The 16,651-nt window shown below is 70.2% G+C and carries 11 protein-coding genes and 3 pseudogenes; 7 read left to right on the forward strand and 7 right to left on the reverse strand.

Going from position 1 to position 16,651, the window contains the following annotated elements; translation table 11 throughout:
• Positions 1-105 precede the first annotated feature (105 nt).
• The 3 genes from ACZ51S_RS26820 (at position 106) to ACZ51S_RS26830 (ending at position 1,839) form a co-directional block, all read left to right on the forward strand.
• The gene (locus ACZ51S_RS26820) at positions 106-408 is read left to right on the forward strand and encodes an antibiotic biosynthesis monooxygenase (protein WP_468474434.1); all 303 of its coding nucleotides are present in this window, start codon (positions 106-108) and stop codon (positions 406-408) included.
• A 158-nt stretch (positions 409-566) separates the two neighbouring features.
• Positions 567-995: an Rrf2 family transcriptional regulator gene (locus ACZ51S_RS26825; RefSeq protein ID WP_468962175.1), complete on the forward strand. Its 429-nt coding sequence runs from the start codon at positions 567-569 to the stop codon at positions 993-995.
• Between the two features lie 106 nt (positions 996-1,101).
• Complete coding sequence (locus ACZ51S_RS26830) at positions 1,102-1,839, forward strand: NIPSNAP family protein (protein ID WP_468803513.1); 738 nt, start codon at positions 1,102-1,104, stop codon at positions 1,837-1,839.
• 6 nt (positions 1,840-1,845) lie between these two features.
• On the opposite strand, the pseudogene ACZ51S_RS26835 reads toward ACZ51S_RS26830, so the two are convergent.
• The 7 genes and pseudogenes from ACZ51S_RS26835 to ACZ51S_RS26865 form a co-directional block, all read right to left on the reverse strand.
• Positions 1,846-2,373: pseudogene (locus ACZ51S_RS26835) on the reverse strand (transposase); the annotation flags it as partial.
• Between the two features lie 156 nt (positions 2,374-2,529).
• Positions 2,530-4,329, reverse strand: a complete 1,800-nt coding sequence (locus ACZ51S_RS26840) for a cellulase family glycosylhydrolase (protein WP_468962178.1) — start codon at positions 4,327-4,329, stop codon at positions 2,530-2,532.
• A gap of 452 nt (positions 4,330-4,781) precedes the next feature.
• Complete coding sequence (locus ACZ51S_RS26845) at positions 4,782-5,411, reverse strand: excalibur calcium-binding domain-containing protein (RefSeq protein WP_468888556.1); 630 nt, start codon at positions 5,409-5,411, stop codon at positions 4,782-4,784.
• A gap of 424 nt (positions 5,412-5,835) precedes the next feature.
• On the reverse strand, positions 5,836-6,075 hold the full coding sequence (locus ACZ51S_RS26850) for a hypothetical protein (protein WP_468803507.1): 240 nt from the start codon (positions 6,073-6,075) through the stop codon (positions 5,836-5,838).
• Positions 6,076-6,832: 757 nt separating this feature from the next.
• Positions 6,833-9,160: a protein kinase domain-containing protein gene (locus tag ACZ51S_RS26855; RefSeq protein WP_468962180.1), complete on the reverse strand. Its 2,328-nt coding sequence runs from the start codon at positions 9,158-9,160 to the stop codon at positions 6,833-6,835.
• Positions 9,157-11,487 carry a protein kinase domain-containing protein gene (locus tag ACZ51S_RS26860; RefSeq protein WP_468962182.1) on the reverse strand — a complete coding sequence of 777 codons (2,331 nt, stop codon included), beginning with the start codon at positions 11,485-11,487 and terminating at the stop codon, positions 9,157-9,159. The genes ACZ51S_RS26855 and ACZ51S_RS26860 overlap by 4 nt, the downstream gene beginning before the upstream one ends.
• A gap of 562 nt (positions 11,488-12,049) precedes the next feature.
• Positions 12,050-12,178 (reverse strand): hypothetical protein, encoded by a 129-nt coding sequence (locus tag ACZ51S_RS26865; RefSeq protein ID WP_468474442.1) that lies wholly within the window; start codon positions 12,176-12,178, stop codon positions 12,050-12,052.
• A gap of 53 nt (positions 12,179-12,231) precedes the next feature.
• Here ACZ51S_RS26865 and ACZ51S_RS26870 point away from each other — a divergent pair.
• The 4 genes and pseudogenes from ACZ51S_RS26870 to ACZ51S_RS26885 all read left to right on the forward strand — a co-directional run.
• Positions 12,232-12,516: pseudogene (locus ACZ51S_RS26870) on the forward strand (transposase); the annotation flags it as partial.
• Positions 12,517-12,564: 48 nt separating this feature from the next.
• Positions 12,565-12,648: pseudogene (locus ACZ51S_RS26875) on the forward strand (IS5/IS1182 family transposase); the annotation flags it as partial.
• Between the two features lie 1,484 nt (positions 12,649-14,132).
• The gene (locus ACZ51S_RS26880) at positions 14,133-14,798 is read left to right on the forward strand and encodes a hypothetical protein (protein WP_468474444.1); all 666 of its coding nucleotides are present in this window, start codon (positions 14,133-14,135) and stop codon (positions 14,796-14,798) included.
• Positions 14,799-15,948: 1,150 nt separating this feature from the next.
• Positions 15,949-16,422, forward strand: a complete 474-nt coding sequence (locus tag ACZ51S_RS26885; RefSeq protein ID WP_468962184.1) for a carboxymuconolactone decarboxylase family protein — start codon at positions 15,949-15,951, stop codon at positions 16,420-16,422.
• Positions 16,423-16,651 lie beyond the last annotated feature (229 nt).

Genomic DNA, 16,651 nt, shown 5'->3' on the forward strand with positions numbered 1-16,651 from the left:
GACGGCGTCCCACCACGACTCGTCCACACCTCCACAGTGGCCCGTCGGCACGCGACAGAGCGCGCCGCACGAGGGTGGCGCCGGGTCTGCTCGCGTGGCACCCTGATGACCGTGATCATCAGGGTGAGCGAGGCACGCGTACGTCCTGAACGTTTCGAGGCGTTCCGCGACGTGATCGTCTCGGCGGTACGGGAGTTTCCCGGCCGGTACCCGGGGCTGGTGGACCACGAGGTCCTGCTCGCGCCGCCCGACTCGCTGCTGTACGTCAGTCGCTGGCGCAGCGAGCAGGACTTGGTCGGCTACGCCGGCGAGCACTGGCGGGACCAGCCCGTGGTCCTGCCGGGCGAGGACGAGTACCTCCTCGCGCCCCTTGCCGTGCGGCACTTCACGCTTGCGTCCCTGGGCTGATCCACCCTCAGGGGGACCGGCTGCTTTCCCATGCGCTTTCCCCTGCGCGCTACGGCGAAAGCGCCGGCTTCCCTCCGCCTGTCCTCCGGACTGCGGATGCGACTGCTTGACTCCACGCACCCCTGTAACAGAAGCTGTTGCAGCAGGGAGGGGTGCACATGGCGGCGAACAGTCGACTGACCATCGCGACGCACGCGCTGGCCTGGCTGACGTTGGCGCACCGCCGTGGCCAGGAGGTCCTCACCTCGGAGCAGGTCGCGGCCAGCGTCAACACCAACCCCGTGATCATCCGGCGCAGCCTCGGTGACCTGCGGCGAGCCGGCCTGGTGGAGGTCCGCCACGGCGCCGGTGCGGGCTGGAGTCTGGCTCGTGGGCCGGAGGAGATCAGCCTGCTCGAGGTGTACGACGCCGTCGGTGCGCAGCCGCCGTTCGGCCTGCACCACACCGAGCCCAACTTGGAATGCCCGGTCGGCCGGGGCATCCGGCCCGCCCTGGGCGAGGTCTACGGTCGGGTCGAGCAGGTCATGCGACAGGAGTTGGCGGACACGTCGATCGCCGATGTGCTTCGCGAGACGCTGGTGAACTAGCTGGTGAGCTAGCCGCCTGGCCGGTACCCCGGACGACCGGCCGCCGCCCGCGCTGCCGCTTGTTGTAACAAAAACTGTTCCGGCAACTGAACGAGGAGTAAGGCTGATGCAAGCCCCACGGTGTCCGGTCGTTGAACTGCGGCAGTACACGCTGCACGCAGGACAGCGGGACGCACTGATCGACCTGTTCGACCGGGAGTTCGTCGAGTCCCAGGAGGCAGTGGGCGCGACCGTGCTCGGGCAGTTCCGCGACCTGGACGACCCCGACCGGTTCGTCTGGCTCCGCGGCTTCGACGACATGCCGCGCCGCGCCGAGGCGCTGGGGAGCTTCTACGGTGGGCCGGTCTGGCGGGCGCACCGCGACAAGGCGAACGCGACGATGGTCGACTCCGATGACGTACTGCTGCTGCGGCCGGCCTCGGCACACGGCGGGTTCCCGGTGCCGGCCGCAGCCCGGCGAGCCCCCGGCGAGCCGGCGACATCACCACCATCGCTGTTCCTCGCCACGATCTGGTACGGCCACGGCCCGTTCGACACCGCGTTCGTCGACTTCTTCGAGCGGCGGGTGCGGCCGGTACTGGCCGAGACCGGCGGCGAGCCACTGGCGTACCTGCAGTCGGAACATGCCCCGAACACCTACCCCGCGCTGCCGGTACGGACGCACGAGGAGGTCTTCGTATGGTTCGCGCGTTTCACCGACGAAGGCCGCATGGCCGACCACCTGAATCGCCTACAGCACTCGGAACGCTGGCGGGAGGAGGTACTGCCGGCCCTTCCCCAACGGTGGGCCAGAACCCCGCAACGGCTGCGGCTGGCACCCACGGAGCGGTCGATGCTCCGGTGAGTCCCGAGGGGGCCGGCGGCATGGGAGACGCCATCGGCGCCGGGGTGCGCGCGTCGGGACGACGGCCGGGGCGGGCGCGTCGTTGGGGCCGGGGAGTTCGTTGGCCAGGGTGAACTGCCGCAAGGGTCCGAAGCGGGCTTCGATGGGGTTGGCCCAGGACGCGTAGGTCGGGGTGAAGCACGGCTCGATCCTTTTCCGGGTCGCCCACCTGCGGATTCGCCAGTTCAGGTGGGCGGAGAGGTTGTCGAGGATCACGTAGATATGGGCGGCGTCCGGTGGAGCGGCGCGGATTGATCGCAGCGCGGCCCAAGTGTGGTCGATGCCCTTGCGACGCCGGTTGGTCCCCCACATGTCGTCGTCGCCGACGGAGTAGCAGCCATGGAAGAAGGTGATTCCGTGGGTGCGGCGGTAGGTCGTCGGCAGCCGGTCTGGCCTGCCTTGTTCTGCCCAGCAGGAGCCGGCGGTGGGGCGGATGCCCAGCGGGCCGAACTCGTCGAAGGCGAACGTGCGGTCCGGCCGCTCGTTGATCGCGTACCTGCGATTCCGGCACCCTACAGGGCCGCCGGCCCGGCGGTTGTGGCCGGGCCGGCGGGTGTTCCCTGTCCGATACCGCCGGGTCTGGGTTTCCGGGGTTGCGGTGGGGCAACTGCGGGGGCGTAACTGATGTCGGTTGCGGGGCAGCGGCTGTGGTCAGGCTGCGGTGCAGGTCCTGCCGCTGAGGGTGAAGGTGGTCGGGGCGGTGTTCGTGGCGCCCCTGTTGGCGATGAAACCGAGAGTGACGGAGCCGCCGGCGGTGATGGTATTGATGTAGGAGGCGGGGATGACGCTCACGGAGCTGCCTGTCTGGGTGGGGGTACCGCCCCACATGTTGTTGATGGTCTGGCCGTTGGTGAAGATGAAGTCGAGCTTCCAGTTGCTGACAGCGGCGGCGCCGGTGTTGCGGATGGTGATCTCGCTCTGGAAGCCGCTCCCCCAGTCCCCCACCAAGCGGTAGCCGACGGAGCAGGTGCCCGCCGGGGTGCCGGTGGTGGTAACGGTAACGGTGGCCGAGCGGGTGGAGCGGTTGCCGACCGCGTCCTTGGCGTAAACGGCGAAGGTGTAGGCCGTGTTGTCGGACAGCCCTGTGACCGTGGCCCGGTTGGACACCGAGCCGGCCACCTGCGTCTCGGTGCCGCCGGTGACACGGACGACGTCGTAACCGGTGACACCCACGTTGTCCGTGGAGGCCGCCCAGCTCAAGGTCGCGGAGGTGGCCGTCACCTCGGAGGCGGTGGGAGTCCCCGGAGCGGTGGGCGCAGCGGTGTCACCGCCGGGATCACCGGGGGTCTGGCTGAGCAGGTGCGCCTTGAACCCCTCACCGTAGGTGCTGGTCGGTGTGCCGTTCCAGTCCTCGATGAGCACATTGCCGCCGCTGCAACCCCAAGGGTTCCAGGTCCAGGCCGTGTACCCGACCTTGTTGGCGTCCGCCCAGGCCATCACCTGGTCGATGTAGTCATGGGCGCAGGTGTTCTGACCGATCTCGCCGGCATGGACCGGCACCTGGGCGGCGACCGCTCCGATGTTGCTGTCCCAGCACGAAGTGGTCACGCAGCCGTTGAAGTTGTAGGAGTGCCATGAAGCCATCAGATTGCCGGTGGGGTCGGCCGGCTTGAATTCCAGCCACCGACTCAGGTTGTTCGTCCACTCCAGACCGCCCGACATGATCACGTTGGTGGCACCGGTGGCGCGTACCGCGTTGACGAGGGTCTGCATGCCGGCGACCGGGTAGGTGATCCCGGCGCAGGTGCCGCCGTCACGCAGACAGGTCCATGCGGCCGTGGCGTCGGACCAGTTGTTGGCCGCGTCCGGGTACGGCTCGTTGAACAGGTCGAAGATGACTGCTCCGTTCCCCTTGAACATCGTGGCCACCTCGGACCAGAACGTGGGGGTGTAGCGCGCGTCCGGCATCGGCTTCTGACAGGTGGCCGCGACGTCCGGGCAGCCTCCGCCGGGACCGGTGTACTCGCCCCAGGTCCAGTGCAAGTCAAGGATCACGTTGATGCCATTGGCCACCAGGAGGTCCGCGTAGGTCTTGACCGCCTGCTGGTACGCCGCCGCGCTGGGCGCTGTCGGAGGTAAGTTCCCGGTGCCCAGCCAGCACTCCTCGTTCAGCGGGAGCCGGACTGAGTTGATCTTCCATGCCTTCATCGCGTCGACGGCCGCCTGGTCCGTCGGCCCGTCGAATATCTCCTTGCCCTGGACACATCCGAACTCCCCGCCGGACCGGTTGACGCCCAGTGGGCGGAACGTGGAATTGGATCCGGTGACCAGGCGGTTGCCCGACACGCGCAGTGCCGGCGCCGCGGCGACCGCTGATGCCCTGCCGTCTGCGGCGGACTGACCGGCGGCCGGCGAGGCGACCGCGGAGGCCGGGCCGCCGAATCCGGCCACCGAACCCGCCAGAAGCACTCCGACAACGCCGAAAGCCCGAAGGGCTCTTCGCATGCTCATCGCGCTCTCCCTCAACGCACGTATATGACCGATCACGCCATATGGGCGCCGCCCGGCGAGAGACCAGCCTCAAAAGCGGGTTCCACAGTGGCAATGCACCTTTACCTGGCTGGATGACCTCCGGTACTGCACATGACGCTGCTTCGACAGCTATGGGAGCGCTCCCATAGCCAGTGAGCGTATACGCGCCGCGCAACCGGACGGAAGCTCTCTGCAGGACTTGTTTCCGACGTCGAACCCTGAGGCTTCGGAAGCGGGCAAAGGAGGATGCGAAGGGCCTGATCACGTGGGATGTCAGTGTGGACTCCACGATCGCCCGCGCCCACCAGCACGCCGCCGGGGCCCGCAAAAGGGCGATGTGCAGAAGGAGCCTCCATGCCGGCCCAGGGCAGGCGGTCGGTCCAACAGTTGGTGCCTGCCGCCCCCATCAGGGGCGGCGCCCGTGGTGGTGTCTACTCGCAGGCGACGCCGTCGCCGTCACGGTCGAGATGACGCCCGTATCCGGGGCGGCGGATCGGGTCGGCATCAGCGGATCGGACGTCAGTGCAGTTGCGGTAGCTGACCGCACTGCTCGAACCGTCGTCGGCGTCGGCTCGGCCGCCGCTGCCGGAACCGGATTCCGGGCCGCCGAGTGCGGGGGGCGCCTGGCGGGGTCCCGTGGTCTTCGCCGCGTCTTGGGACGGCACGGCGGGTGCCGGCGTGGACGCGGCGGCGGAAGAGGCCGACGCCGTAGCCGGAGCGGGGGCCGGGGTGAGCGTCACCGTTACCGTGGCAGTCGCGGTCGTGGCGGCCGTGACAGTCGGCTGCGGGGCGGCCTTGGCGTCGTCCCGCGGCTTCTGCGCACCTGGATCCGCGGCCACCAGCACGATGAACCAGACACAGGCCAGGGTGACCGTGACGGCCCTGGCCGGCTTGCCCCAGCGAGCCCAGAACGCCAGCACCGCACCCAGCGGCGGAAGCACGGCCGTAGCGGCGATCACGACGGGAACAGCAAGGGCGGGATGCCAGCGGCGGCCCTCGCCCCGCGGCGGCACATCGGAAACATGAGGCTGGGACACGACTCTCCCCTGGTCGACATTCACACGGGCCCGGCCCACTCCTCCCAGCGTGATCAAGACCGCCCGGAAGCCGGAGCCGCACCCGCCTCCTGCACTCCCAACGACCACACCCCCGCCAGAACACGCACCCCGTCGGCAAGCTCTACGCCCTGTACGTGTAATCCCCGCCGGACCAAAGCCACCCTGCTGCTGGGCCCGCAGCTGGTACGCACAACCCAGCACTGAGTGGCTGAGCTACTCAGTGCTGGGTTGAAGCCAGGGAGGCCGGCGTGTGATTGTCGTCATGATGGTGTTGCCGTACGGGGGTCCGTGGTGTCGCACCGTCCAATACGCCCTGCTGTGCCACACGCGGGGCCCGGGTCGCTGGCTGTTCGGACGACAGCCAGGACGGGCGCGTGATCGGGGCCGGGGAGTTCGACGACCCGGTGGTCGAGGCTGCCTGTGATCATCACCGCGAGCGTGCCAGGTACTCGCGCTGCAGGTCCGGGCTGAAACCTTCCTCCCCCGGCATCGCCACCAGCGCCTGGTGGCCCTGGGCGAGAAGCCCGCAGGTGTCCTGCACCGCCCGGACAACCGCCTCGAACCGTGTTGGGGACAGCCGGGCACGCGCCATCTCCAGGTGCAGGTCCAGGACATCTGCTCCGCCGGCCTCTTCCCGGCCGCCCGCATCACGTTCGATCACGAGCACCAGCCTTCCCGACCCCGAACCATCCACACCGCTCTCGGCCGCACGGCAAAGCGCCCGGGGCGCATGACGGTCCCGACCGGAAAGCGCACACCAAACCGCCCCCCCCTGTCACGCCCGCACCCGGACGCCCCGCCCTCGCGCCCCAGGCGGGCGGGTGCCCTGGCAGGCGGCGGTCCTGCCCCGCGCCCTTCCCCCAGGCCACCTGCTGCCGGTACGCGGCCACGGCCGGCCCCGCAGGCCTGCCCCGGCGCGGCGCCGATGGGGGGTGGTGGAGCGGGAGCGGCCGGAGGTGGCTGAGACGCGCCAGGTGCCGCAGTGTTGTTGTCACCGACGGTCGCCTGCTTGAAGAGGGCAGGGGGCCGGCTCCGTCGTTTCATTCACTGGAGCCTGTGTGGCAGGCGCATTCGAGGACGGTGGCGCGGAATCAGCCAGGGGCCGGGCGTCGCCGTGGTGCGCTCCGCACAAGGGGCAGCGATCGCCTGGATGCGGTGAAGGGCGTGAGCTTGTCTGGGGTGCGGACTTCGACGGCGTCAGCACATGGTGACGGTGACTGAGCGGTCGGGGATATTCATCTCCGGCTGGGCCCAGAAGCCGAGCAACCGGCCGACGGCATAGCCCGTGTCTCGGCACCCATGCCGTGCCCGAGCCCGCCAACTTCGGCAGCCGTGGACGCGCGGGGCCGATGCCAGGAAACAGGACGGCTGCTGACCCCCACCGACCCGCACCGCGTCCCCGAAGGGAGCTGAAGACTTCGACCTCATGCCGGAGTGTCGAAAGCCACCAGGCCGTGCCGGTCCTGCCCGTTGACCTGGACGAGGAGTCCGTCCTTCGCGAGCAGCCGCTCGGGGTGGCCGTCCATGTAGCCCGCCGGCAGGCCGCCGCTCTCCGTCACACGGCCGTCTACCAGGGACCGGCGGCGTACCGTGTACCTCAGCCCGCTCACGCCCTGCACCTGCTCGCTCTCCACGGTGTACAGCGAATCGCCTCGGATCCGAAGCAGTTCGGGGATGACGTTGTCCTCGCGGACCGGTGTGTGCCAGCGGACCGTCCCGGTGGCGAGGTCGACCGCGGCCAGACCGGTGGCGCCGATGCCACGCTGTTCTACTGGCAGGACCAGCACCCCGCTGCCCGCAAGCGTTCTGCGGGCATGGACGTCGAACGTTCCGTAGGACTGGGTCGTCAGCAGGTCCAGTGGCTTCTGGCCGCCCGCTCTGAGGATGAGCATGTGGTTCGCGCCGGAGGCGTCGGAGTATCCGGCGATCACCGGCTCGGCCGCCACGAGGGACATTCCGCCGAGGGTGTAGCCGAAGTCGAGCAGGTCGTGTGCTGTGCCGATGGTGCTGTCGAGTTCCACGAGGCGTGCCGAACTGCTTTCGTCGGCCTTTCGGCACGTCTGGGAGACGACCACCGTCCGCGAGCCGGGGAGCACCTGGTCCACGGTGCAGCCCCCCTGGCTCCAGCGGTATGTCCACATCGGCTCGCCGGTCGTCCGGTTCAGCCCCATGATGCCTTCCTCGCCACCCGCCACGAGGACGTCGCGGGACACCGCTGCGAGCGGACGTCTGGCCTCGCCCACCTGGCGGTGCCACAGGAGCCTGCCCGTGGCGGTGTCCAGGGCCGCGGCGGTGTCGCAGACGGCCGGTGTGGTGTGGGGTTTGCCGAACATGACCAGCCCCACCCCGCCGCTGGTCGCCGTCGAACCGTCCGAGGCCCGACAGGGCACGAGGCCCTTGGCAGGCGGCTCGACCGTCCACCGGGCGACTCCGGTGCGCGGGTCGAAGCTGCGGACCGACGAGGCATCGACGCGGACCAGGGCCGTCGGCGTCAGCCAGGCGCCGAACACTTCCATGTACGCGTCCGAGGCGCCGGGCAGAGCGGTCCACACCGCGCTGCGGTCGCCCTTCGCGACGACCTCGGGCAGTGGGTCGGCGCCGTCCGGAGCGGGAGAGGCCGGCACCGGCGCGGGAGTGGCGGACGCACCGTCGGCGCTTCCCCGGCGGTCGTCGAACAGCCCCGGCAGGTACGTCAGTCCCGCGACGGCCAGGGCGACGACCGTGGTCGCCGCCGCGGCGACGGCGCGCACCCTGCCGCGCCGCGCCGGGCGGGGAGGCGTAGGCCGCGCAGCCGCCCCGCGACCGGGCGCGTGCGACGGGGCGGTCCTCCGTACGGGAGCCTCCGCAGGGGTGGGTGACGGCGGTGCGAGACGATACGAGGTGGGTTCGCCGGCGGCACGCCCGGGAGCCCGCCGCCCGCGGCCCGGGAGCCGGGACTGGGCGGCACGCGCGGCGGCGATGACCTCGCGCGGGGCGGGCCGGGCTGCGGGGTCCTTGGACAGGCAGCGCCGCACGAGCTCCGACAACTGCGCGGGTACGCCGGTGAGGTCCGGCTCCTCGTGCACCGTGCGGTACGCCAGCACCGCGGGCATCCCCTCACCGAACGGCTCGCGGCCCGTCGCCGCGAACACCAGCACGCACCCCAGCGAAAAGACGTCGCCGGCCGCGCCGACGGTCTCCTCGGCGACGACCTGCTCGGGGGGCGCGTAGCCGAAGGTGCCCAGCACACGGCCCGCGCGCGTCAGCTCGTCCGACTCGGTGGCCCTGGCGATACCGAAGTCGATCACCCGAGGACCGTCCTCGGCCAACAGGACGTTGGACGGCTTGAGGTCGCGGTGCACGATCCCCGCGGAATGGATGACGATCAGGGCCTCGCCCAGCGCCGCCGCGAGCGAGCACAGCCGCTCGACCGGCAGCGGCCCGTCCCGGTGCACGGCGGCGCTGAGCGAGGGCCCCGGTACGTACTGCGTCGCGAGCCACGGGGTCTGCGCGTCGGCGTCGGCGTCCACCAGAGGCACGGTGAAGAAGCTCAGCACCTTCCCGGCCGCGTCCACCTCGCGGCGGAAACGCATGCGGAACTCGGGGTCGGCCGTGAACTCCTCGTGCACCAGCTTCACCGCCACCCGGTGTCCCTCGGCGTCCTCACCGAGGAACACCCGGCCCATACCCCCGTGCCCCAGCTGTCCGACCAGCCGGTAGCCGCCGACGCGTTCGGGGTCACCGGGGCCCAGGGGGGCCGTACCCGCGTTCACTGCGGACCGCCCGGGGCACGGAACATCATCAGGCCCTTCGTCAGCAGGTCGTTCTGGTCCGTCAGCAGGGCGATACGGCTTCCGTAGGCGCGGACGGCGCTGAACGCCGCCCGGTCCGGCAGCACGGGAAGCGAGCCGGCGGCCGAGGACACGCCGTCGTCCACGGCGTACCGCACCAGGGTGGTCGGACCCTGGGTGTTCTCGTGGAGGACGAGAACACCCCGCTCGTCGACTCCTGCGATCACCGGGTCCGAGCCGAGGGGCGCCGGACGGTGCCAGCGGATCTTCCCCGTGCGGGAGTCGATGGCGACGACCTCGTCACCTCCCGTCCCGTTCAGGGAGTCGCGCGAGGTAAGCGTGATCACGGTGTCGCGCCACCCGTGGACCCTCGGCGACAGCTGGATGCGGTTGCGCGACGAGGAACCGAGGATGCCGAGGGGCTGCGCCTCCCGCAGCTGCGGGGCGGGCCTGCCGGCGTTGTCGAAGACGAGGAGCGGTCCGCCGCTGCCCGGTGGGCCCGCCAGGCTCAGGGCGGCAGGTTCGGCCGTCTCGATGTGGGTGGCGGGCACGTCTTCCGGTATCGCGGACGTCCAGCGGACGGTCCCGTCGACGGCGTTCACCGAACGGATGGTGGTGGGGCGGGCCTTGTACCGGGGACCCTCTGCCGCAGGGCACGTCAGCGCCTCGACGAGGCTGGACTGGCCGACCGCCATGGCGTCCAGGTGACAGGTGTCCTGCCGGCCCGCGTGCGACCAGGCCGGCGCCCCGTCGCGCAGCCCCCAGGCCTGCATCCCGTCGCCGGTCTTGACGACGACACGGTCCGCGGCGACCCCCACGACGTCCGAGGCGACTCCGAACGACGCACTGGGCTCGCCCGGCCGGGAGCGTTCCCACAGCACGGTACCCGTGGCCGTGTCCACGGCGACGACGCGGTTGCAGGCGGTGCTGTTGGGGCGCGGCACGTCACCCTCCTCGACCGCTCCGAAGAGCACCGCCCCGACGCCACCGGGAGCCGTGCGGGATGCCGCGCACGGGACCGTTCCGGGCGTCGGCGGCTTGAGCGTCCACAGGACCCGGCCGGTGTCCGGGGACAGCCCCTCCACTCCGGTGGGCCGGACCCGGACCAGCACCGCGTCGGTGAGCCACACCTCGGCGGCGTACTGATTTCCTTCCGCCGTCGCCTTCTCGAATTCGGCCCCGTTCTCGTCCTGCCGGATGATCGTGTCCTGCCAGGCGGACGTCCAGACACCGACGGGGGCGGCCGGACCGAGAGCGCCGACGGGTGCGGCGAGCGGCGGAACCGAGGGGGAGGCACCGGATGGTGAGGGGTCGCGCGCGTCGGCGCCGCGGGAGTCGTCGCGCAGTGCGAAGGCAACGGCGGTGAGACCGCCGGCCACGGCGACGGCGATCAGCGTGCCGATGACGAGGACACGGCGACGGGCGGGCCGGCGGGCCGGGCGCACCCCCTGTGCCGGACGCGTGGCCGGGTTCGCGAAAGAGCCCGCGAGGGCGTCCCTCACCTGCTGCGGAGCCGGCCGCTCGGACGGCTCCTTGGCGAGGCAGGAGACCAGCAGGGGACGCAGGCCGGCCGGCACTCCCTCGAGATCCGGCTCCTCCGTCATCGTCCGGTAGCCGACCCGGTGCGCGGGTCCCACTCCGAACGGTGGCCTGCCGGTGGCTGCGTACGCGAGCAGTGCGCCGAGTGAGAACACGTCGCCGGACGGATGCGCCGCCCCGGTCCCCTTCAGCTGCTCGGGGGCCATGAAGCCGGCCGTGCCGACCACGAGGCCGGTCCGGGTCAGCTGCGTCCCCTCCATCGCCCGTGCGATGCCCAGGTCGATCACCTGGGGGCCGGTGCGCGGGTCAAGCAGCACGTTGGAGGGTTTGAGGTCCCGGTGGACGAGGCCTGCGGCGTGGATGTCGACCAGGGCTCCGCTCACGGCCCGGGCGAGCTCGTGCAGCCGGTCCTGGGGCAGTGGTCCCGACCGGGTGACCGCTTCTTCGAGCGTTGGACCGGGTACGAAGGCGGTCGCGAGCCACGGTGGGGCGGCCTCGGTGTCGGCGTCGACGAGCGGCACGACGTAGTCACTGACGACCGCCCGCGCGGCGGCGACCTCACGCCGGAACCGGGCGGCGAACTCAGGATCGCGCGCCAGCTCGGCCCGGACGACCTTCAGCGCGGCCGGGGGACCGTCGGGCGAGCTCGCGATCCGAGCCAGGTAGACCTGCCCCATGCCCCCTTCCCCGAGTAATCGCTGGAGTACGTACGGCCCGACGCGCCGCGCCGCGGACCCCGCCGCCCCGCCTTCCGCCTGTCCCTCACCCAAAGCCGCAGCCCCCGATCGCTCCCCGGCAGACGAGCGTAGCCGCTGCCGGGCCGCAACCGTAGGGCCTTGCGGTCGGTGACGGACCGCAGGAGGAATTCCCCGTGCCGCTCACGGAGCCTGGGTGCGTAGGTGGCTGCCAGGGGCTCGAGTCATGACTGACCACACCCCTTCGATCGCCGCCTGCGGGGATGCCGGCGCGGGGACGTCGACCAGGTCGTCAGGGTCAGTCGGATCACCCCAGCCGGCTCGGTGGAGATCGACCACAAGCACCACGGTGGCGTCACCGTGGTCCCGCTGTACCGCACGCAACCACCCCGCGGCCTGCTCCTCGTCGTAGACCTCACGCACCACACGCGTCATGAACCGCACTCCAATCACACATCGACCGGCCCGACCTTCGCTGACGATGCCTTGGGCGCGATCTGCCGGGGGGCCGGCGCCAGGCATGCGAAAAGGGGCCGTCAACCCTTGGCTGACGGCCCGTCGATGAGTGCCTGTTCCCAAACTCTGACCCGGCGGATTGCACACCAGGACGGCTCACCCGGTGACGCGGGCGGCCGGCCTACATCAGCGCCGACAAGACGCCCGCCGCCCCACCGGGGAAGACCAGCAGCCCACCACCCACCACCCCAGTGATGCCCAGGTACGTGAAGGCGGCCCGGAAGTGGGCGGCGCCCCACTCATGAAGCACAATAGCCCCTCCCCCCCAGGACCACGAGCACGGCCCACACCTGCACAGTCAGAGCCGGCCTGGCCCCACAGCCCCGCGACTCCGGCCGCATCAGCGGCAACCTGCGCAGGCCCCGCCGCTACCACCGCGGCCTTCTGCGAGCTATGTACTTGTCGGCGATGGCCAGCCTCAAATCCTGCCCCGCCTCCAAGGCCTACTACCAACGGAAGCGGAGCGAAGGGAAAGGACGCAAGCAAGCTGCCCTGGCTCTCGCCCGCCGACGGATCAACGTTCTTTGGGCAATGATCCGTGGCAGAACGTGCTACGGCGCTTCACACTCCGTCGCAGCACCGGCTTGACATCAGCATTGGGAAGTCCCGTAACGATGTGCATGGGACGATCGGTCTGTGGCTGTTGTGATCACTGCGTCTGAGCTGTCCTGGATACGTCCGTTCAGCGGTCTTACCCCTCGACAGTTCAGCAAGCTGGTCATAACAGGAGCCTGGATTCCCGACGCCCGACTCCACCACGTACAGCACGGCGCTGCCCTCCCGGCACCGGGAGGCCAGCGCGGTGTCCCAGGCAGCGGCCTTGCCGACTGGGCCCGGGGCGTGGGGTGGGCGCTGCCACCAGCAGGGAGCGGGCAGTACCAGACGGCCGATGAGAGAGCGGTGCTGGCGGCCGTGAGGTGGTGCAGGTCGGGCATGGTCTTGGACAACATCCGTAAGCGTGCCGACAAGCGCAGCGACGAACCAGGGGCTGAACTGGACGCGCTGGGAATGCAGTGGACCACGGCGAAGAAGGCGGCGGCACGATGAGCACGGACGCGTACGCCAGCGGACCGGTTGACCGGGCAGCGGAGGGGACGTACGGGAAGGCGGCGCGGATGCGGTGCTGGTGGTCGCGGTGTGCTCCTACGCCGTCTTCGCCGTCCAGGGGCGGTCCGACAACGGCATGACCGAAGACGTCCTGCCGGTCCTGGGGTCTGCGATCCCGCAGGAGGAACGGGAGGCGTATCCGGCCCGGCGGGAGAAGTTGATGGACGCCCACCGGGACCGGCTGACACGGCTTTACGCGGAATACGGGCCACCGTCCCCGACAGCCAAACACGGGCGCGCGAGAGTTCCTCGCGCATCCGGTGTCGCTGATCGTCCTGCAACAGCTGTCGGCCGTCCGCCCCGGTACACGCTCGCCGCGCTGTGGCACGGGGCGCTGCCGGACCGGTGGCTGAACGACATCAGCACCACCTGGGGCACGGCGAGGTGCTGTCCGCAGGGCATGCCGATAGGAACGGGCTGTCGCCTTACCCGCCGTGATAAGAGGCGAGGCGCAGGTGGGAGTGCTGCTCCGTTTCCAACCCCGGTCGTAGTCCTCCCAGCAGACTTGAGCGTCAGGACGTCGCGATGTCCCAGGTCACCAGTGCCATCACGATAAGGAAAACGCCCACCGTCACACGAAAGCGCAACTGGTGATAAGTCATACGCCTGCGCTGAGCTGCCATGCATCCCACCCCCGGCTCAGAACTCACTGGCCGTAGTGTCATAGGCAGACGCCCCGCCGCACAAGGGGAACAGGGTCCCCGCGTGCGGCGAGTTTCCCGAGCAGCCGCTCGGCCTGCTCCTGCGCCTAACGCTGGCGCGGTGCGGCGGGGCACGCCGTCTTTGCCAGCACGATCGGATCACGCTGTGCCACGAGGTCACACAGTGATCGATGCACCCAAAACAAATCAGTTCCGCGGCGCTGACGTCGGCATACGCTGCGAGACCGTCGTGTCCTGCGTGGAACTGGCGACGACCGTCTGCCGCTGCGGGTGACGGCACCGTGCAGGACGCTGTGCGCTGGCGGCGCGGTGGAACGGGGAGCTGCCCGATTGGTGGCGCAACGACATCAGCAGTCCACAGAACGTCGACGATGTCGCGGCTGGGTGGGGCTTTGTCTAGGCACGCTGCTGCCCTTGAGTTAGCGTGCTGCAGGGGTGCTGATGACAGATATACCGGGTGCACGCGAAGAGCTGGAGCGGCTGGGTCTGTTCATGCACGTGCAGGTGCGTGAACTGGTGTCCCGCCTGACGCCGGAAGCAAGGGTCTCTCCGCAGGAGTTGGGAGTGCCCTCCGTCGCTGACTGGCATGAGCCGCTTCAGTTTCACCACACGATGACCTTCCGTGGTGCCAGGCCTGAATCCGTGTCTCCCGCGGAGATGGGACAGCGGGCGGCGAAAGCTCTGGCCGCCGCGGGCTGGGCTGTGGAGGAAGAGGTCACCGAGGCGCACTTCATCACCGGCAGGCACGACGGCGTCGTCGTCCAGGTGCGGATCTCCAAGATTTCCAACGTGGTGCTCTACCAGGCGAAAACCCCGTCCTTGGCCTTTCGCACGGCCGAAGTTATGGTCAAGCCCGACCCCGTGCGGACACCCGACACGCTCAGGCCGGGGTATGTGCTGTGCTACGAGTGCGATGGCCTGGGCTGGTGTTCGTCGTGCTGGGGACGTAGCTGGATACCGGACGTCGAGCGGGGGCGGCGAAGGTGTCCGGAGTGCCATCAGGACCGGGTGTGCCCGATCTGCCGTGGTGCCGGCGAAAAGCACGCGGCCACCCTGCAGTACTACGAACGCGGCTACTATCCCGGGCTTTCCGGGGAGTGACCTGTCTGCCGGGCCCCATACGAGTCTGGGGGCGGCAGGCCTGGTGACTTTCCGTTGCAACGGCCTCCCCTCGCGTTGCCTCCGTGGCCCCGGTCAGGGCGGCCTTGAGGAATATCGCGAGCGTCAGCAGGCAACGGGCGCAGCCACGTCCCGTGCTGTTCCCAGTGCCGGCCGACTGGGAACTGTCGCGGGGCCTGGAGGGGGAGGTGGGGCGTCTGGGTGGGGTGCGGGTGGAGCGGGAGATCGTCCGGCTGGAGCCGCTGGATCAACGGCAGCGACATGGGCCGGCTGTACTTCGCCGACATGGATCGACCGCCGGGACCTCGGCGAGATCCGTTTCGGCGACGCCACCGGGGACAACAAGGCGGACATGTTCGTCTACGAGGTTGGCACCGGCAAGGTATCCGTGCGCACCAACATGGGCACGTACTTCAACAGCGGCACCGTGATGATCACCCTCTGACGCAAACCCCTCTGGCCGGCCTGGGCGGGCCGGCCAGAGGAACTCCCATAGCGACCGAAGTCGCCCAGTGGGGGATGACGTGGGGCCTCACGTCTGGACAGCTCACAATCGGGGCTGGTCAGGCCCTTCATTCGCACCGAGGCAGCTGCGGGCGGCTGAGGGTTCTTGTGATGGCGCCGATGATCGCTTCGGTGTCCGGCGCGCCTTGGTCCAGCCTCGATATGCCTACATGTCGGCCCATTCCTCGAGCCACTCTCGCGCTGTGGTCACGTCGGTGGGCATCGGGCACAGCGTCCACGGCGAAGTCAGCCCCCGCGCCGCGAACAGAACCTCAAGCATGCGCCTGCGCTCCCGGTACGGCATCGAGAGCAGCTCGGTAGCGGGGGCGGCCGGAGGTGCCGACGGGGTGACGGGCGGCGCCGCGGCCGACGCTCCGGCGGCGGCCACAGCGGCGGGGGCGGCGGCGAGTGAGGCCCCAGCCGAGGCCGACACCAGCGGCACCGCCGTCTTGGATGCCTGGCCCATAAGGAGCCCAAGAAACGGAAGGCTCCTTGCGGAGCGGACGCCTGCGGGCTGCTCCCGCGGTTCGAGCTGCGGGAGAGGTACGTCACACCGCACCCCTGTCACGTTACGCGGGGCTGTCCGGTCACAGGGGTGTACCCGCCACCAACGGCACAGGAGCACATCATGGACGCCCGTCTGAACATCTTCGGCAGCCCGATCGCCAGCAAGTTCCTGAAGCAACTCATCGTGGCCAGCGCCAGCCTGAAGGACACCGGACTGCCCCTGTCGACGCAGGAACTGGTGAAGATCCGCGCGAGCCAGATCAACGGCTGCGGTTTCTGCCTCGACATGCACACCAAGGAAGCCGCCGCCGCCGGTGAGAGCCCCACGCGCCTTAACCTGGTGGCGGCCTGGCGAGAGGCCACGGTCTTCACCGAGGCCGAACGCGCGGCACTGGAACTCGCGGAACAGGGCACCTGCATCGCGGACACGGCCGACGGGGTGCCGGACGCGGTCTGGGCGAAGGCGGCCGAGCACTACGACGAGGAGCAACTCGCCGCCCTGACGTCGCTGATCGCCTTGATCAACGCGTTCAACCGGGTCAACGTCATGGTGCAGCTACCCGCCGGCGACTACCGGGTCGGCCAGTTCGCCTGACGGGCGCAACCCGGTCCACGGGCCAGCGGACCACGGCACGCGGAGGGGCCGCCACCCAGTCTGCGGGTGACGGCCCACCCGCCCGCCTGCTCGGCCGCCCCCGGGAAGCCCGTCCAGCCTCCGCCCCGGGCCCGTCCGGCATCTGCCTCAGCCGAACCAGACCACCAGGCGGAACACGGCACCACCCAGGTGGACCTCGCCGCCCGGCGGCCACTCCGGGGGGCCTCAA

The sequence above is a fragment of the Streptomyces sp. NPDC034043 genome, assembly GCF_055575675.1.